Raw genomic sequence first — 18,279 nt, forward strand, 5'->3', positions numbered from 1 at the left:
AAGACTTTAAGTGATCAGGCTATTTTTACCTCTGGTAAATGTGGTTAGTTCATCATCAGTTAAGATTCTCTTTATTTTGTGTATAATATTAAACGATTCAATTTATAGGTTCTAATTTATGAGCTGGTTTAAAAAACTATTACCATCAAGAATAAGAACTGAAACCTCGCAAAAAAAAGGGGTTCCAGAAGGGTTATGGGTTAAATGTTTGGGGTGCAATGAGGTACTTTATAGTACTGAATTAGCCAAATATCTAATGGTATGTCCTTCATGTAATTTTCATCACCGCATTTCGGCGCGAGTTCGAATAGCTCAATTTCTTGACGAAAATGGACAAGAAGAAATAGCCTCATCTCTTGAACCTCAGGATCGATTAAAGTTCAGGGATTCCAAGAAATATAAGGACAGAATTTCACAAGCTCAAAAGGCTACTGGTGAAAAAGAAGCTCTGATCGTGATGAAAGGTACTTTATCGCAACAACCAGTCATTGTCAGTTCCTTTGAATTTAGCTTTATGGGTGGTTCCATGGGAGCTACTGTCGGAGAGAAGTTTGTACGTGCTGTCAATGTTGCTACAGAAGAAAGGCGTCCTTACATTTGTTTTACGGCAAGTGGTGGTGCCAGAATGCAAGAAGGACTTTTTTCATTAATGCAAATGGCTAAAACATCAGCTGCATTAGCTAAATACGCAGAATTGGGATTACCCTTTATTGTCGTGTTGACCGATCCTACTATGGGAGGAGTTTCTGCAAGTTTTGCCAGCCTTGGCGATATTATTATTGCGGAACCAGATGCTTTAATTGGTTTCGCAGGTCCACGGGTTATTGAGCAAACCGTGAGGCAGACGCTTCCTGATGGGTTTCAACGAAGTGAGTTTCTATTGGAGCATGGACACATCGATATGGTAGTAGAGCGCAAGAATCTACGATCAACAATTTCAGAACTCGTTGCTAAGCTAAATCACAAAGGTATGGAGACTTGTTTTGCTCAAGTCGTTGAATGAGTGGGATTTACATGATTGGTTAGTCAATCTGGAATCCCGACATACTCAGGAAATACAACTGGGGCTTGAGCGCATACTTGAAGTAGCTAAAAAATTAAATGTACTCAATCCTGATTGCAAGATAGTTACTGTAGCCGGTACCAATGGTAAAGGTTCTACAGTAACTGCTCTTGAAGCCATATATCACACTGCTGGTTATAGAACGGGCTCTTACACGTCACCTCATCTGATTCATTTTAATGAACGTATCCGGGTTAATTTAAAATCCATCTCTGATGCGAATTTATGTCATGCTTTTTCTATAGTTGAGAGTACGAGAGGCGAGACAAATCTTACCTATTTTGAAATGGCTACTCTTGCTGCCCTGGTATATTTTAAACATCAAAATCTTGATGTATTGATCCTGGAGGTTGGACTGGGTGGTCGGTTAGATGCAACTAATATCATTGATGCAGACTTATCAATAATCACAACAATAGATTATGATCATCAGGATTTTCTTGGTACAACACTTGAAGCTATCGGCTTTGAAAAAGCTGGTATTTTGAGGCAGGACAAACCTTTTATCTATGCAGATGAGAATCCGCCAGAAAGTATACTGGATGTGGCATCGAATCTTTCTTCTGCTGTTTATTCGTATTCGAATGACTTTTTTTTTGCAGCTCATCACAACTCCTGGGATTTTATTTTTCAGGGAGAGTCTCTTTGTGGCTTACCTATACCCCGAATTCAATTGAAATCTGCTGCTGCCGCAATACTCGCCAGCCGATTATTGGCAGATGATTTACCTGTTCCTGAGAAAGATTATTTTAAAGCAATGGAACGCATTTTTATTCCTGGGCGACTGCAGTTGCAAAAGGGTAATGTAAATATTTTGTATGATGTCTCTCATAATCCTCAATCAGCGAAACTACTTGCAGCTGCAATAAAACAGATGAATGTAACCGGGCGAGTACATGCAGTGTTTAGTGTGCTGAAGGATAAAGATATTTTGGGATTAATTTTTCCACTAAAGGATTGTGTCGAACGATGGTATCCTGCACAATTGGATAACAAACGTGCTGCTAGTTCCGAATTAATATTGACCAGCTTTAAAGATGCAGAACTATTTGTTGATGTTTGTTATACTAGTCCACTTGTTGCCTTTGAACAAGCTAGAGCTGTGGCTGTAGCTGGAGACTTAATTATTGTTTATGGGTCATTTTTTACGGTTAGTCATGTAATGGCTGCCCAACAACACATCTTTGAGCAGAAGGAGATTCAATGAAACTGGTAATGGATGAGAAACTTAAGCATCGGTTAATTGGTTTGGCTGTTATCCTTTCATTAGGAGCGATATTTGCTCCTGCTGTTATGAAAAAATCAAGTCAAAATCTTGAGAATAACTACAGCGTAAATATAAAATTACCTCCTAAACCATTGGCCCCTGATGTGGTTTCTTCCAATGAGACTGAGGTATTCAAGACCATCAAAGTGGCAAAGGTGAAAATACCACCCGTATCCGATGAGCATCAATTATCTGAGCTAGTCAACGCAGAAGCGATTAAATCTGATGCGATTGATACATCTAATGCTCCAGTGCATGCACGCGCAGAGCCCAATGTTAAACCTGCGCCAGTTCAGCTTGCCCTGAATGAAGTGGTACATACGACTACTAAAAAAGCGATTACAGTTGCTGCTGTAAAACCGAAAAATACTGCACCAGTTGTTGCTGCTCGTAGTAAACCAGTTGCAAAACCCACTAAAGTCGCGCAGGTTGCCAAGACCAAAACAGTCCCTATAAGCAAGAAGGATGTTTATGCTGTTCAATTAGCGTCTTTTTCGCAATTATCTAATGCTCAATCTTTAGTTAATCGCCTGCATACTAAAGGATATAAAGCTAATTATATTAGAATCGCAGGAAAAAATGGTCCTGTTTATAAAGTCTATGTCGGGCATTCACCTCGTAAGCTTGATGTAATGAAGGTAAAAACTCAATTAGCCAGCGCCATGCAGTTGAATGGTTTTATTGTGAATACTGGAGTTAGTTAACATGCTATTGCAATGGGTTGATATTGGCATCATTGCCATCATTGGTTTATCTGTGCTGACTGGATTGTTTCGGGGCTTTGTTAAAGAGCTTGTTGCATTATGTGTATGGGCGCTTGCGATATGGCTGGGGTTCAATTATTCACAAAGCCTGGATCCTTGGCTACAGTCCTATATTCAGGAGCAATCCGCTCGAACGGCAGTTGCTTTTATAATGATACTGTTTGCAACCTTACTGGCTGGCGGTATTGTTAACGCCATTCTCAGTTTTATTTTAAAACGTGCTGGTTTGAGCGGTACGGATAGAACACTGGGTATGGGGTTTGGTTTTTTACGTGGGGTTTTCATTGTAGCTTTAATTATGGTCGCAGTTAAAATGACATCATTACCATATCAGGAATATTCCAAAGAATCTAAATTGTATGCGCAGTTTGATCCAGTGGTTTCATTGCTTTACTCTCATTTACCTGAATTTATCAAACAGGTTAAAACAGTTGATCGCACTGAAAACATTATTGATACAGTCCCCACCGTTTAATGTATGCATAAACCTCCTCGGGCAACTCATTTCTAATTTCTTGATGTTGCCTTAGTTTCTTACGAAGTTCTGTTGATGAAATGCCATAGTTACCTGCGTTAAAGAAACAAATAACTCCTGCTGTCCTGCTTTTTAGCATTGTTTCAGTGTTTGTCATATGAACATTCATCAGCTCTCTAATTTCTTCAGGTACTGGCTTCTCGCTGTAATGGCTTCTATTGATCACCAATAAATTAGCTAGTTCAATAATCTTTTTCCACTGATGCCATTGAGGCAAGGATAAAAAGGCATCATATCCCATAATTAAGTTGATTGATGAGCCTGCATATTCCATCCTGAAGGTTTGTAAGGTTTCTACCATATAAGATGGGGTCTCTCGTTGTATTTCCCGTAAATCAACTTTAAAACCAGGGAGGTGCTTTATTGCTAATTCAAGCATTTGAATTCGCTGTTCATTACTCGCTAGGGTAGGTGGTTTTATCGCCGGTATTTTACAGGGCAAAAAATAAAAGGAGTCGAATTTAAAATGAGATTGAACCCGTTTACTGGTTTGAATATGACCTAAATGCACCGGATCAAAGGTTCCTCCAAAAATAGCTATACTATGCATGGTGCACCCGATGTGTTTCCTAAACTTAAAGACAACGCCAGTTTCTCCAGTGAGTTCCAAACCTGAGAATTAAGACTGGATTTAATCTGTTCATCTATGCATTTACAATATAGAAGTGCTTGTTGTAATAGAGTGTTGTTAAATCGTTTAATTGCAATTTGATACATGTTTGCTTTTTGCGGCCAAATCTTTAATTGGCTGCATGCGGTTTTAAAATCTATTTTTTGCTGAATAAGATACAGTAATTGGATAAGTATTCGTGTTTCTTGAGTAAGCATCCATAGGACTAAAGTCGCTTCTGATTTATTACTGGAGGCTTGTCGTACTATTTGAATCGCTTTGTCTGCATGACCCAGTAGACATGCATCTACCAATTCAAATAATGAATAGTCAGACTGATTGAACAGGTGTTCTAATGCTAATTCTTTGCTGATGATACTACCCGGAGAATTACTTAATGCGATTTTTTCAATTACTTGCGCGCATGCCAACATGTTTCCCTGGGTGTATTGGTAAATTAGTTCATTTACTTCTGTTGAGGTGTTTAGCGAGTAAAATTTAAAGCGCGAGCAGATCCAATTTTTCATTGCATCAGCACTTAGTGGATAAGCGACAACAACCAAAGCCTGATTGTTATTGGATAGCCACAATAATTGTTTCGCAGGTACATTAGGGGCACGAATAATAATAAAGCAACGTGAGTTTACTGCGTTGAGGTATGTGGTAAGCATTTTCTTACCAGACGCATCTATAGTTTTTTTATCGTAAAAAATATTTAATAAAGTAGTTTCAGAAAATAATGAGTAGCTGTTGGACTCTTCATAAACAGTGTTCCAGTCTTCAACTGACTGGATAGATATCATTTTTTCATCGCATTCATATTTGCTTTTTATAAATGCTTTTATTGTATTTAATGATTCTTCAATAAGATAATTATCCTGACCAACCAGAACATAGAGTGGAGCAATATTTTTTTGTATCTGGTGTGTTAGTGCTTGCTGTTTAATTTGCATGATTTTTTTGTTTATCCAACTCTTTATTAGAGCACGAGCTATTGCTCAGTCGAACGGCTATTTTAGGTACATCTTGTGTCGCGGTAATTAAGTACAATAATTTTGACACAAATTACTGATATGTTACTTATTTACGACTTATTTTATTGATTATTTGAACAACTGTATCTTGATTCATTTCACCAATTAATATCGCCTGCTCCTGGTTAGAACCCAAAATCCGGTCATTATTTACCGTCAATTGACGAGTCACAGTGACCAGGCTTGGTGCTTTAATTATTTGCCCTTTAGGGGTTTGCAGCATAAATTCAGTCGTCATGATTAATTGGTATTGTCTTGGATTGGTGCTAGCACCAATACTGATAATTTGTTGGTGGATATTGGAATGGTTTATAATAACCCAATATTTTGCAAGAGCGGGATCAGGATTTACGTCAATTTTATATCCTTCCAGTTGCGTCTTTAATTTTGATACCAAATCTTTATTTCCATCCTTGGAAATAATTGCTACGTTATTAAGCCACTTCGGTATGTCTACCATCCCTCGCAGATGGAAGCCGCAAGCAGACAGTAGAAGAGCTAATAGCAGTGGTATACAGTAGCTTCTTTTCATTAACCAGCAACCAGATTAATTAGTTGGCGATGGGCTACTACAATAGCTTTTCTGATGGTTAAATTTTCAATAAAACTATGTGCATGCTGCTTGGCTATCTCAATTAGCTCTGCTTCTGAGGTTTCTACACTTGCAGTAAATTGTGCTCTTAATTTGCCATTGACCTGAACGACAAAATCTACCTCTTCAGTCTTTAATGCTCCTTTATCCACTTTAGGCCATGGTGCATCAATAATTGCTTTTTCAAAGCCTAATTGTTGCCATATGTGATGGCATATATGCGGAGTAATTGGTGCAAGCAATTTCAATAGAATGCTCATACTTGAATGAATAAAAAATTTATCCTCTTCAGTTTCTATCGTATAGCCTGAAACTTCATTAAATAACTTCATGCATCCAGAAACCACTGTGTTAAATTGATTTCTCTCATAATCATGATTTGCCTGAGCCAGGATTTGATGCACAATATGGCGCGACTTCTTTAAGCGTGCTTCAGTGTTTTGCCAATCAATATTGCCATTGCCACTAAGAATAATGTCATTAATATCTATGAATAAATTAACGTGCTGATGAGCAAACGTCCATACGCGTTTCAGAAAACGATGTGCCCCTTCAACTGCAGCATCAGACCATTCCAGCGATTGTTCTGGTGGCGCTGCAAACATTACAAAAAGACGGGCAGTATCAGCACCATAAGTATCAATCAGGTGATTTGGGTCTACTACGTTACCTACTGACTTGGACATTTTATGTCCGTCTTTTAAAACCATGCCTTGGGTAAGTAATGCTTTGAACGGCTCATCTGAATTGACCAGGCCCTCATCCCTCATTAATTTATGGAAAAAACGAGAGTAAAGCAGGTGCATCACTGCATGTTCAATTCCACCAATATACTGATCTACAGGAGTCCAGTATTTGGCTCGGTCATCCAGCATTGCACTTTCTTGTCCTTTACAGGCAAAGCGAGCATAGTACCAGGATGATTCTACAAAGGTATCAAATGTATCCGTTTCACGTACTGCGTCTTGGCCGCATTTAGGGCATGATACGTTAACAAACTCACTGCATTGCGCTAGGGGAGAGCCCGCTCCTGTAAACTCTACCTTTTCAGGTAACGTAACTGGCAGTTCTTCATCGGGAACAGGAACGATTCCGCATTGCTCGCAAATAATCATTGGGATTGGTGTTCCCCAATATCTTTGTCTGGATACACCCCAATCTCTGAGCCTGTAGTTTATTGTCGCTTTTCCTGTTTCATGTTCTTCAAGGAATAGAGTTATAGATTCTATGGCTTGAGTTGATGTTTGATTATCAAATTGCCCCGAATGAACCAATACCCCTTCACCAGTATAAGCTGACTTGGTTAGGTCATGGTTTTTATTCTGTTCTGGTTTGATTACTTCCTTTACTGGCAAATTATATTTTTGGGCAAACTCCCAATCACGTTGGTCATGAGCTGGAACTGACATCACTGCACCAGAGCCATATTGCATCAAAACGAAATTAGCAACCCAAATTGGAACATCCTCTCCAGTAATCGGATGCACAGCGGTCATTCCCGTATCAATACCGCGTTTTTCCATAGTTGCTAATTCTGCTTCTGCCATTTTCGTGCCTTGGCAGCTGTCGAGAAATGCTTTAACTTCTGAGCTGTGATTAGCGGCTTCTCTGGCTATAGGATGATCGGTGGCAACAGCAAGATAGGTCACACCCATAAGAGTGTCTGGGCGGGTGGTGTATATTTTTAGGCGTTTGGGGTAATTATTTACGTTAAAATAAATTTCAGTTCCTATCGAACGGCCTATCCAATTGCGTTGCATTTGTTTTACTTGAGCAGGCCACTGATCTAACGTATCCAGAGAATTAAGTAGTTCATCAGCATAAGAGGTGATTTTTATAAACCACTGCGATATTTCTTTTCGTTCGACTAATGCACCAGAGCGCCAACCACGACCATCAACAACCTGTTCGTTAGCTAAAACGGTTTGGTCTACGGGATCCCAGTTAACTACAGCATTTTTTTTGTAAACCAGGCCTTTTTCAAATAAGCGGATGAAAAACCATTGTTCCCATCGATAATATTCAGGATCGCACGTTGTAAGTTCCCGCTTCCAATCATAAGCATTACCCAGTCTTAAAAATTGCTCTTTCATTGCAGCGATGTTTTTCCTGGTCCATTCAGCAGGGGGTATCCCATTCTTGATCGCTGCATTTTCAGCAGGAAGACCAAATGCATCCCAACCTATAGGCTGAAGAACATTTTTGCCAAGGGCTCTTTGATAACGAGCGATTACATCACCCAGAGTATAGTTACGTACGTGTCCCATATGCAACGTGCCACTGGGATAGGGGAACATCGATAAACAATAGAATTTTTCTTTGTTTAAATCTTCAGTAACATTAAATGATTGTTTTTTATGCCAATATTGTTGCGCTTGTTCTTCAACTTCTTGGGGTTTGTAGGTATTATCCATAGGTCAATTAAAAAAGTAACTGTAAAGCGCTTAGGATACCCCCTCTTGTCCTCTCCAGCAATAGATTATTATCTAGTAAATCGTCTAATCCTCAAGAACAGTGCAAAAAGAAGAATTAATGTACACAAAATTGTCGCAGGAAGTTCATTCCAAAGAACCCAGGGGGTTGCCCCTTCAGCAGGAAAAATCTCACTTTGTAAAATACCAGAGCTAAAGGGAGGAAGACTATCAAGTATATTGCCATAATTATCGACTACAGAAGAGAGTCCATCATTATTCACTACAACCTGGTATCTTCCCGTCAATAAAGAAAGCATTTGTGCCATTTGTAATTGCTGATAGCTTGCTAAAGAACGTCCAAACCATCCATTATCGCTGATTGAAACTATCCACTGAGCAAGAGGCATTTGCTGTCTTAGTATGTCAGGATAGGCTATCTCATAGCAGATAAGGCTTGCGATAGGATGATTGGCCACGTTAATTAAGGCCTGGTTGGGCTTTCCCGGTAAAATATTGGGTTCAGGTAAGCCCATCCAGCGGTTTATGGAAACAAAAGGCTTCGGTATGTACTCGCCAAAAGGAACCAGTTGATTTTTTACATGTTCCCCGCTAGCCATTCCCAAGCTGATAATGGAATTGTAGTAATTAGTTTCATTGTGATCTGTTGGTTGTAATATCCCAAGAATCAAAGCACTTTTCGCATTTAAGGCTTTTTCATTCAGTTTGTTCAGGTAATCTTCTAAATAACTGGCAGGCAAAGGTATCGCTGATTCAGGTAATATTATTAATTGCCTGCCCAATAGCTGTTCGGTTGTCTTTTCATAATATTTTAATAGTTTCCAGAACAGACTTTCATCCCATTTATCTCTCATGGAAAGATTGGCCTGCACAACACCTATGGATACGGGATCATTTTTTACTTCTGTCCACTGAATGAATTTAGCTGCTGATGGGGTAATCAATATTAAAACGAAGGCCACAATATAGTAGAACTTTCTGATGGATTGTTCGCGAATAATGAAGATCAACAATCCGGCGAGAGCGACACATAAGAAGCTTAATCCATTAAGGCCGACTATTGGCGCAAGATACTTTAATGGTGTGTCGATTAACGTGGTACCGACAATTAACCAGGGAAATCCACTAAAAAGGGATGAACGCATAAATTCACTGGAGCACCATATAGCGCTAAATAAGAGTATGGAATATAGTTTATTTTCACTTGGTTTAAAGAGCTTAAAGAGCCACACAACCAGAGCAGGGAATAAAGACAGGTAAGCAATAAAAGCCAAAGTCGCTATTCCTGCCAGAAAGTAATTCAGTTGGCCGTAGTCATGAATACTGACAATTACCCATGATACTCCAAAACCAAAATATCCTAATCCAAAAATGAAACCTGATATAAAGCCTTGTTTGTTGGAGCAATAGAGCACGGTCGAAAACAAAGAAGCTATGCTCAAAATAGTTAAGCCTGGTACGTGAAATGGCGCAAAACCCACGGGGCCGAGCATCCCAGCGATGAATAGGAACAAGTATTTTGAATAGAATATTCTGCTTGGCGTTTCTAGGGAAATAGGAGCTGTTAAAGAGGCTGACTTCATGGGCGAATCAAATGAATAAAGAGGTAAGATAAATGACTCTGTCATCAAGGTCAAGTTCTATAAGTGGTCATTGTTTTTGAGATAAGGCGAGAGGTTACAGAACGATGAGTTATCTTGTTGAAAATATAGAGTTAATGAAGTGAGGGACTTTTGATCTTAATTTACATCTTCATCTGCTTAATTTCTAATTGTTTCAGTGAGTAACGTTAGTTTGATTTTGGGGTATTTCAATGCCTCTTATCATGTATAAAACACAGATTTATGTTCGGCTTTGGCATTATAAGTTCAGGCTGTTTTGACTCCCACTAACAATATGTAAATAGTCCTAATATGATGAATTTTAAAAAAAAATTATTATTAGTGAATGGATTTTGTCTGTTCTGTCTATCAAATTATTAATATTTTGTGTAGGATAATCTCGTTTTACAAAGGAGAGGGATTGTATGTACAACGTAATGATTACTGGTGCTGGGAAGATAGGAAGCTTGATTGCTTGTTTATTAGCTGATAGTGGTTCTTATCAAGTTCATTTGGCAGATGTGGAGTTTAATGGCTCTGATGTTACACGGTTATTAGCCGCATTGCCTGAGATTAAAACGGTTGCATTGGATGTTAAAGATGAACAATCCACTCAAGCGTATTTAGAAAAACACAATATAATTGCAGTTATTTCGAGCCTACCTTATTTTTTAAACACTCATGTGGCACTCGCCGCGAAAGCAGCAAAAGCCCACTATTTTGATTTAACCGAAGATACAGCTGTCACCGAGGCAGTAAAAGCAATTGCTGAAGGGGCTGGTACCGCCTTTGTTCCTCAGTGTGGTCTTGCTCCCGGATTCATTAGTATCGCTGCAAACAGCCTGATGCAGGAATTTGAACAATGTCATCATGCCAAACTACGTGTTGGAGCACTGCCACAACGAGCAAATAACGCACTTCATTATTCATTAACCTGGTCTACTGATGGGGTAATTAATGAATACGGAAATCCATGCTATGGAATAGAGAACGGTAAAGCGGCCGTAACGGCCCCTCTTGAAGGATTAGAAGCAATTCAAATTGATGGTTGTGAATATGAGGCATTTAATACTTCCGGTGGTTTGGGAAGCCTAGGTGAATTGTATTCAGGTAAAGTACAGTCAATGAATTATAAAACAATGCGTTATCCAGGGCATTGTGAAAAAATGCGCTTACTAATGAATGACTTGCGCTTAAATGAAGACCGAAGTACTTTAAAGCGTATTCTGGAAAATGCAATTCCTAAGACATATCAGGATATCGTTATTGTGTATGTCACTGTTGAAGGAATTAAGCAAGGCGAGTTAACAGAGAAGAGTTACGTCAAAAAAGTTTATCCTGCGACAATTCGTGGTTTGGAATGGTCGGCGATTCAGGTGAGTACCGCTTCAGGTATCTGTGCGGTGGTTGATCTCGTGTTAGGACAGGCAAATGAATATCAGGGTCTTATTTTACAGGAAAACTTCCATTTGGACCGTGTGTTAGAAAATCGTTTTGGTAAATACTACGCGTAGGAGTTTTCATGGAATTGTTACATCGTTTAAACATTCAAACTGTTAATCCTGGTGCTTTTAGCGGCCAGGGTTGGAACAGTGATCTACATCATCACAGACTTTCTTCTTTTTGCCCGGCAAATGGTGAGAAACTTGCGGAAGTAGCTACCTGTACTGTTGAAGATTATCAGTTGATGATGAAGCGCGCAGAGCATGCTGCTCAAGAGTGGAAGCGTGTTCCTGCACCAAAACGTGGTGAAATTATTCGTCAGATTGGCCAGGCTTTAAGGGAACAAAAAGAGTATTTGGGCAGTCTCGTATCTTTGGAGATGGGTAAGTCAAAACAGGAAGGAGACGGCGAAGTTCAAGAAATGATTGATATCGCAGATTTTGCTGTTGGCCAATCCAGAATGCTGTATGGAAATTCCATGCACTCAGAAAGACCCAATCATAGAATGTACGAACAATGGCATCCCTATGGAATTATTGGGGTTATTTCGGCTTTTAATTTTCCCGTTGCTGTTTGGGCATGGAATGCATTTTTAGCCGCTATTTGTGGGAATGTGACTGTTTGGAAACCTTCAGCTAAGACACCTTTATGTGCTGTAGCAGTACAACATATTTGTAACCAGGTTTTAAAGCAAAATGATTGCCCCGAGATATTCAGCTTATTTATTCCTGAATCTCATGATGTGGTTGAAGCAATGGTTGATGACTCTCGGATCCCATTGATTTCATTTACTGGCTCTACGGCCGTAGGAAAAATAGTGTCTGCGAAAGTTGCAGCAAGACTGGGTAACACTATTTTGGAACTGGGCGGTAACAATGCAATTATCCTGGATCAATCTGCCGATCTGCATCTGGCCATACCAGGTATTGTTTTTGGAGCAGTAGGTACTGCTGGCCAACGTTGTACTTCTACCCGCCGTTTGTTTGTTCATGAGTCACAGTACCATGATGTAATCAAGAGATTACAGCATGCATACGAGCAGATAACTATTGGTGATCCATTAGACAGTCGAAATTTAATGGGACCTTTAATTGATCAGCATGCGGTCGAACAATTTAAAAATGCGGTTGCCAGAATCAAAGAATCCGGTGGTCAGATTGTGTTTGGCGGTGACGTCATGAAACAAACCGGAGCATTTGTTCAACCTACACTAGTCTGTGATGTAAAAAATGATTGGAGTATTGTGCAGGAAGAAACTTTTGCGCCTATTCTTTATGTGATGTCCTATAGCACTTTGGAGGAGGCAATTACTTTACAAAATGGTGTTCCTCAAGGATTATCCTCTGCATTATTTACTCAGAATCTGAAAAATGCTGAGCGCTTTTTGAGTGCTTGTGGTAGTGATTGTGGTATTGCCAATATAAATATTGGCACATCCGGTGCTGAAATTGGTGGTGCTTTTGGCGGGGAAAAAGAAACCGGTGGCGGTAGAGAATCCGGCTCTGACTCCTGGAAAGCATACATGCGCCGTCAAACCAATACGATTAACTGGGGTGATGACTTGCCTCTGGCCCAAGGTATAAGGTTTAATTTATCCTGATGCACTTCAGTAACAGGTTTAAGGTTTGATGCTAAAACGCGCATTGACCGGGTGTAATTTGTCCATTAAGTTAAGCTGTTGTAGCCCGTATTAACATCGCGTAATACGGGTATCTAGTGGCAATGAGTCACTATTTCGCATATTAGGCTATGCGAAACACTGCAACTTCCTGACTTTATGGTAGTAGCGAGTGTAGCCCTGAGATCGTCGCAGGGATAAACTCTTTAGCATCGACAGCAAATAAATGGCTCACTTTTGCCTTCGAAGCCATTGTTTCTCAATTGCTGGTAATTTCTTTATTTAAAATTAGGGTTTGTATACCAGACTCATATGCTACCCATAATAATTTTAACGAGTACAAAACATTATGGGATTTATAATTTTCATGACTAAAAAGAGGGAATAATAATGCAGGAACCTTTTTTCATAAAGAAAGTCGCGGTTCTAGGTGCAGGCGTTATGGGAGCACAAATTGCTGCGCATTGTGTTAACGCTGGAATTGAAACCTTGTTATTTGATTTGGCGGCAAAGGATGGTTCGGCCAATGGACTAATAGATAAAGCCATCGCAAATTTAGGCAAGTTAAAACCGGCTCCTCTTGCAACACCGCAGACTGGTGCATTATTACAGGCAAGAAATTACAAAGATAATCTCGCTGATTTATCTGCTTGTGACTTGGTAATTGAAGCAATTGCTGAGCGCTTGGATTGGAAAGAGGATTTATACAAACAAATTTCCCCATTCCTGTCTGAACGTTCAATTTTGGTAAGTAATACTTCAGGGTTAAGCATTGATTCTTTGTGTAATGTACTGCCCGCTCAGCACAGAAATAATTTTTGCGGTGTTCACTTTTTTAATCCGCCTCGATACATGCATCTTGCTGAGTTAATTCCTGCAAAAACAACCTCTTCACAATTATTAGATAATCTGGAGACCTGGTTAACCAGCCATTTGGGCAAAGGCGTGGTAAGAGCTAAGGATACTCCCAACTTTATCGCCAATCGTATTGGTGTGTTTTCCTTGTTAACTACATTGCATCATACTGTAGCAATGGATATGGGGTTAGATGAAGTTGACGCATTAACCGGACCTCTTTTAGGCAGGCCAAAATCAGCCACATTTCGAACTATGGATGTCGTTGGCTTAGATACCATGCAGCATGTTGTTCATACGATGTACCATCAATTAAAAGATGACCCATGGCACAGTAGCTTTAAATTACCTGAATGGTTGTTGAACTTAATCAAAGAAGGACATTTAGGGCAAAAGTCAGGCCAGGGGATTTATCGAAAAAATGGTAAAGTTATCGAGGTGTATGATATTAAATCCGGCACGTACAGACCGTCGGTATCTGAAGTGAGTGATGAGTTGAAAGCCATCATGAGCACTATAGATCCTGTTGCTCGAATGCAAAGTCTGCTCTCTTCAACGAATCAGCAAGCCCAATTCCTGGCTGCTTGTTTTAAAGATTTATTCCATTATTGTGCTTATCATCTAGAATCTATAGCCGAGAATGTACGAGATGTTGATCTTGCAATTCGATGGGGCTTTGGCTGGATGCAGGGGCCATTTGAAACATGGCAGCAGGCAGATTTAAGAAAAATGATGGATGCTATTAATCAATCCATTAACTCCAGCTCTTCTTTAAGTCAGGCTAAATTACCTAACTGGCTTAATGAGATTGACTCTTTTTATACTAAAGAGGGAGCTTATACACCATCTAAAAATCAATACCAATCCAGAAGCTCTTTGCCAGTATACAATAGACAATTTTTTCCCGATCGCGTATTAAAAGAATCTTCATTTCCTACTCATATAATTTATGAAAATGAAGGCGTTAGTTTATGGCATTTAAAAGATGATGTAGCCGTACTCAATTTCAAGAGCAAGGCAAATACTGTTGGACAGTATGTACTTGATGGTCTTGAGGAGGCTATAGCCATTGCTGAAAAACAATGTCGAGGACTCATTATTCATCAGTATGATGCATCAAACTTTAGTTCAGGCGCCGATTTACGAGGTGTTTCCAAACTAATCCAAGAAGGCAAAATAGATGCGCTGGAACAAATGATTGCTCAGTTCCAAAGTGTGGCTATGCGCTTAAAATACTGTTCCATACCAACTGTTGCTGCGTTAAGAGGCAGGGCATTAGGCGGCGGTTGCGAATTAATGATGCATTGTGATGCGGTGGTTGCTGCATTTGAATCTTACCCGGGGCTGGTTGAAGTAGGGGTTGGCGTTATTCCTGCTGGTGGTGGGTGTAAAGAGCTTGCTTTACGCGCGGCCCTGCATGCGCAACAGGCAGAATTGATGACCTTTGTTCAACCTTACTTTCAGCAAATAGCTACTGCACAGGTAGCAGGAAGTGCAACTGAAGCTAAACAAATGGGGTATCTGCGCCATTCTGATTCAGTACTAATGCATGCAGATGAAGTATTGTTTGCTGCTCTTGCTCAGGTTAATGCCATGCAGGCGGCAAATTACCTACCTGCATTAAAGAAACAGTTCCGAGTTGCTGGCATTGAAGGTCATGCACGACTTCAGGCTGGATTAGTCAATTGGCTTGAGGGTGGATTTATTTCCCAACATGACTATTTCCTTGCAAATGAGCTGGCAAAAGTGATTTGTGGTGGCGACGTGAATCAAGGGACGCTGGTTGATGAAGAATGGATTTTGAAACTGGAGCGGCAAGCATTTATCACTTTAGCTCAAACCCCATTAACTCAGGCACGGATCAGTCATTTGTTAGAGACTGGCAAACCATTGCGCAATTAAGTAAGGAGATTCGATCATGACCAATGTTTATATAGTTGATGTATTGCGCACCCCTGTTGGTAAAGCACCCAGAGGAGTATTTCGCCATACTTTACCAGATGATTTGCTCGCTCATACCATCAAATGTTTAATGAACCGGCACCAGTCTGTTGAGTGGCAGGAAATAGGTGATGTAGTAATTGGTTGCGCCATGCCAGAAGCTGAGCAAGGCATGAATGTTGCTCGTATCGCTTCATTGCTTGCTGATTTGCCTCAATCTACACCGGCAATGACTATCAATCGATTTTGTTCTTCAGGTGTCCAAAGTATTGCTACTGCTGCAGCGTCCATACAGAACGGTGATATGCATCTGGCTCTTGCTGGAGGGGTAGAAAGTATGTCTATGGTTCCTTTAGGTGGGAATAAATATACTGCAAATCCTGTTATATTTAATGATGAAGATGTTGCTATTGCTTATGGTATGGGAATTACTGCCGAGAATGTTGCCAAACGTTGGGATATTTCTCGTGAAGCTCAGGATGAATTTGCTGCTGCAAGTCATAAAAAAGCAGTTGCTGGCCAAGAGCGTGGTGATTTTCAAGCAGAAATAAGTCCGGTGGAAGTTACCGTACGCAATGCTGATTTGAATACATCTTCAGTTGTTGTTAAGAAAAAACTAATTACTATGGATGAAGGACCAAGAGCAGATACTTCTTATGATGTTATTTCAAAATTAAGACCTGTTTTTGCTGCACGCGGCACTGTAACCGCAGGGAATAGCTCTCAGACCAGTGATGGTGCGGGGATCGCATTGCTGGCTAGTGAAGACGCTGTAAAAAAATACAATTTAAAGCCCATAGGGCGTTTAATGAGCTATGCTGTAGCAGGTGTTCCTCCAGAAATTATGGGCATAGGGCCAATTGCAGCAATTCCAATTGCTTTAAAGAGAGCAGGAATTACCTTGGGGCAGTTAGATTGGATAGAGCTCAATGAAGCGTTTGCTGCTCAGGCTTTGGCTGTTATAAAAGAACTTGATTTGCCTGTTGATAAAGTGAATCCTTTGGGAGGTGCAATTGCTTTAGGCCATCCATTGGGGGCAACAGGAACCATAAGAACCGCTACTTTATTACATGGATTGCGCAGAACCAGAGGCCGCTATGGCATGGTTACAATGTGTATTGGTACCGGAATGGGAGCTGCTGCGATTTTTGAAGCATTAAAATAATTGTCAGCAAGTAGGAATAAAGGAAGGAACACCTTCGGGTCTGTTCCTTCTTTAGGTTGTATACTCAATTGAATCTAGCTTACTGCTCCATTCTCAAGGCTTTATTAAAGCCTTTTCATTCTCGTTTAATTTTTATTTAAGCCTCTAATTCTGTTCAACTACTTGCTTTGTTGGCTCTTTATTCTACTCTTAAATTAAGGGAATTTAATTGGAGTAAGCATGCGAGGGTTTATTCTAGGACTCTTAATGTTGGTATTAAATACTGGGTTTGCAGATGAACTTATTGGATTTGCTGCTTACGAAAATGCTGATTACACCACCGCATATCCCCATTTAATGCAGGCTTCTAAAGAAGGTAATGAAGAGGCGATGTACTTATTGGGACGCATGTATCAATATGGATATGGAGTGCCTGAAAGTTATGATGAGGCAAAAAAATGGTACTTAAAATCCGCTGAAAAAAAGAATGCATTATCGCAATTAAGCCTTGGGTATTTATATGATACAGGCAAAGGCGTGCCACAAAATTTTACAGAAGCATTTAAATGGTATATGAAAGCCGCTGAACAAGGTAATGCAATTGCCCAGCGAAATATTGGATTAATGTATGCTACAGGTGATGGTGTAGCTGCTAATGATGATAATGCGTTTATCTGGTTTAGAAAAGCAGCGGATCAGGGATACAGCAAGGCTCAGGTTAATCTTGGATATCAATACATGATGGGTAAGGGTACTCCTAAAGACGTTAATAAAGCGATGGAGTGGTATCAGAAAGCTGCAGAGCAGGGAGATGAAAAGGGAGAGTATAGCTTGGGCCTATTGTATACTGGCCAGCAAGGTGGCATTTCTTCCGACGATGCAGCAGCTTTTTATTGGTTTTCTCAGGCTGCCAATCATGGCCATGTTAATGCACAAACTTATTTAGCTTATTATTATTTAAAAGGTTACGGTGTGGATGCTAATCCTCAAAAAGCAGCTTATTGGTATCAAGCTGCCGCAGAAAAAGGGCAGCCCGAAGCCCAGGCGCAAATTGGCCAACTGTTGTTAACCGGCACTGGTGTTGAAAAAGATTATCAACAAGCAGCGTTCTGGTTTGGGAAATCAGCAGCTCAAGGTAATCCTGTCGGTCAGGCTAAATTAGGTTATATGTATCTGGCTGGACTCGGGCTTGATAAGAATATGGTAAGAGCCTATGCATGGCTAAAAATTGCAGCAGAGAACAAAAATGAGGATGCAGTTAAACAATTGAAAGCACTTGAGTCCAAATTAACGGAACAAGAGAAGGTCGAAGGCGACAAATTTATTAGGGAGTTGGGGCCATTGGAACCTAAAGAAAATTTTGATGATTAAAGCTATCCA

The 18,279-nt window shown here is 40.1% G+C and carries 14 protein-coding genes; 9 read left to right on the forward strand and 5 right to left on the reverse strand.

Annotation, left to right across the window (positions count from 1 at the left end; genetic code table 11):
- Positions 1-118: 118 nt before the first annotated feature.
- From accD to Q0495_RS10905, 4 genes are read left to right on the forward strand one after another with little or no spacing between them, the layout of a single operon-like run.
- Positions 119-1,003: an acetyl-CoA carboxylase, carboxyltransferase subunit beta gene (accD, locus tag Q0495_RS10890; protein ID WP_298626071.1), complete on the forward strand. Its 885-nt coding sequence runs from the start codon at positions 119-121 to the stop codon at positions 1,001-1,003.
- Positions 984-2,270 carry a bifunctional tetrahydrofolate synthase/dihydrofolate synthase gene (gene folC, locus Q0495_RS10895; RefSeq protein ID WP_298626074.1) on the forward strand — a complete coding sequence of 429 codons (1,287 nt, stop codon included), beginning with the start codon at positions 984-986 and terminating at the stop codon, positions 2,268-2,270. The genes accD and folC overlap by 20 nt, the downstream gene beginning before the upstream one ends.
- On the forward strand, positions 2,267-3,034 hold the full coding sequence (locus Q0495_RS10900; RefSeq protein WP_298626077.1) for an SPOR domain-containing protein: 768 nt from the start codon (positions 2,267-2,269) through the stop codon (positions 3,032-3,034). The genes folC and Q0495_RS10900 overlap by 4 nt, the downstream gene beginning before the upstream one ends.
- 1 nt (position 3,035) lies before the next feature.
- Complete coding sequence (locus tag Q0495_RS10905) at positions 3,036-3,569, forward strand: CvpA family protein (protein WP_298626080.1); 534 nt, start codon at positions 3,036-3,038, stop codon at positions 3,567-3,569.
- Here the strand turns inward: Q0495_RS10905 and nadD are convergent.
- The 5 genes from nadD to lnt all read right to left on the reverse strand — a co-directional run bounded on the left by nadD (position 3,544) and on the right by lnt (position 9,880).
- Positions 3,544-4,179: a nicotinate-nucleotide adenylyltransferase gene (nadD, locus tag Q0495_RS10910; RefSeq protein ID WP_298626082.1), complete on the reverse strand. Its 636-nt coding sequence runs from the start codon at positions 4,177-4,179 to the stop codon at positions 3,544-3,546. The two genes, Q0495_RS10905 and nadD, sit on opposite strands and share 26 nt — an antisense overlap.
- Positions 4,167-5,192, reverse strand: coding sequence for a DNA polymerase III subunit delta (holA, locus tag Q0495_RS10915; RefSeq protein ID WP_298626084.1), 1,026 nt, complete (start codon positions 5,190-5,192; stop codon positions 4,167-4,169). Before holA ends, nadD begins: the two co-directional genes overlap by 13 nt.
- 127 nt (positions 5,193-5,319) lie before the next feature.
- Positions 5,320-5,805, reverse strand: a complete 486-nt coding sequence (gene lptE, locus Q0495_RS10920; protein WP_298626087.1) for an LPS assembly lipoprotein LptE — start codon at positions 5,803-5,805, stop codon at positions 5,320-5,322.
- On the reverse strand, positions 5,805-8,279 hold the full coding sequence (gene leuS / locus Q0495_RS10925; protein WP_298626089.1) for a leucine--tRNA ligase: 2,475 nt from the start codon (positions 8,277-8,279) through the stop codon (positions 5,805-5,807). The genes lptE and leuS overlap by 1 nt, the downstream gene beginning before the upstream one ends.
- A 68-nt stretch (positions 8,280-8,347) precedes the next feature.
- Entirely contained in the window at positions 8,348-9,880 is a 1,533-nt protein-coding gene (lnt, locus tag Q0495_RS10930) for an apolipoprotein N-acyltransferase (protein WP_298626092.1), read from the reverse strand.
- A gap of 443 nt (positions 9,881-10,323) precedes the next feature.
- Here lnt and Q0495_RS10935 point away from each other — a divergent pair, with 443 nt between their 5' ends.
- From Q0495_RS10935 to Q0495_RS10955, 5 genes are all read left to right on the forward strand, one after another.
- Positions 10,324-11,412: a saccharopine dehydrogenase C-terminal domain-containing protein gene (locus Q0495_RS10935; protein ID WP_298626094.1), complete on the forward strand. Its 1,089-nt coding sequence runs from the start codon at positions 10,324-10,326 to the stop codon at positions 11,410-11,412.
- An 8-nt stretch (positions 11,413-11,420) separates the two neighbouring features.
- Positions 11,421-12,941, forward strand: a complete 1,521-nt coding sequence (locus Q0495_RS10940) for an aldehyde dehydrogenase family protein (protein ID WP_298626097.1) — start codon at positions 11,421-11,423, stop codon at positions 12,939-12,941.
- 408 nt (positions 12,942-13,349) lie between these two features.
- A complete protein-coding gene (locus tag Q0495_RS10945) occupies positions 13,350-15,716 on the forward strand; it encodes a 3-hydroxyacyl-CoA dehydrogenase/enoyl-CoA hydratase family protein (protein WP_298626100.1) in 2,367 nt (788 codons plus the stop codon).
- Positions 15,717-15,732: 16 nt separating this feature from the next.
- Positions 15,733-16,920 carry an acetyl-CoA C-acyltransferase gene (locus Q0495_RS10950; RefSeq protein WP_298626103.1) on the forward strand — a complete coding sequence of 396 codons (1,188 nt, stop codon included), beginning with the start codon at positions 15,733-15,735 and terminating at the stop codon, positions 16,918-16,920.
- A gap of 219 nt (positions 16,921-17,139) precedes the next feature.
- A complete protein-coding gene (locus tag Q0495_RS10955; protein WP_298626106.1) occupies positions 17,140-18,270 on the forward strand; it encodes a tetratricopeptide repeat protein in 1,131 nt (376 codons plus the stop codon).
- The last annotated feature ends 9 nt before the right edge of the window (positions 18,271-18,279 follow it).

Origin of the sequence: uncultured Legionella sp., from assembly GCF_937871865.1 — a bacterium.
Classification (GTDB): Bacteria; Pseudomonadota; Gammaproteobacteria; order Legionellales; family Legionellaceae; genus Legionella.

Excerpts from the sequence above, each read along its gene's own strand:
- accD (WP_298626071.1), top strand. The coding sequence starts at position 119 with ATGAGCTGGTTTAAAAAACTATTACCATCAAGAATAAGAACTGAAACC.
- Q0495_RS10900 (WP_298626077.1), top strand. The coding sequence starts at position 2,267 with ATGAAACTGGTAATGGATGAGAAACTTAAGCATCGGTTAATTGGTTTG.
- Q0495_RS10905 (WP_298626080.1), top strand. The coding sequence starts at position 3,036 with ATGCTATTGCAATGGGTTGATATTGGCATCATTGCCATCATTGGTTTA.
- nadD (WP_298626082.1), bottom strand. The coding sequence starts at position 4,179 with ATGCATAGTATAGCTATTTTTGGAGGAACCTTTGATCCGGTGCATTTA.
- holA (WP_298626084.1), bottom strand. The coding sequence starts at position 5,192 with ATGCAAATTAAACAGCAAGCACTAACACACCAGATACAAAAAAATATT.
- lptE (WP_298626087.1), bottom strand. The coding sequence starts at position 5,805 with ATGAAAAGAAGCTACTGTATACCACTGCTATTAGCTCTTCTACTGTCT.
- leuS (WP_298626089.1), bottom strand. The coding sequence starts at position 8,279 with ATGGATAATACCTACAAACCCCAAGAAGTTGAAGAACAAGCGCAACAA.
- lnt (WP_298626092.1), bottom strand. The coding sequence starts at position 9,880 with ATGAAGTCAGCCTCTTTAACAGCTCCTATTTCCCTAGAAACGCCAAGC.
- Q0495_RS10935 (WP_298626094.1), top strand. The coding sequence starts at position 10,324 with ATGTACAACGTAATGATTACTGGTGCTGGGAAGATAGGAAGCTTGATT.
- Q0495_RS10940 (WP_298626097.1), top strand. The coding sequence starts at position 11,421 with ATGGAATTGTTACATCGTTTAAACATTCAAACTGTTAATCCTGGTGCT.
- Q0495_RS10945 (WP_298626100.1), top strand. The coding sequence starts at position 13,350 with ATGCAGGAACCTTTTTTCATAAAGAAAGTCGCGGTTCTAGGTGCAGGC.
- Q0495_RS10950 (WP_298626103.1), top strand. The coding sequence starts at position 15,733 with ATGACCAATGTTTATATAGTTGATGTATTGCGCACCCCTGTTGGTAAA.
- Q0495_RS10955 (WP_298626106.1), top strand. The coding sequence starts at position 17,140 with ATGCGAGGGTTTATTCTAGGACTCTTAATGTTGGTATTAAATACTGGG.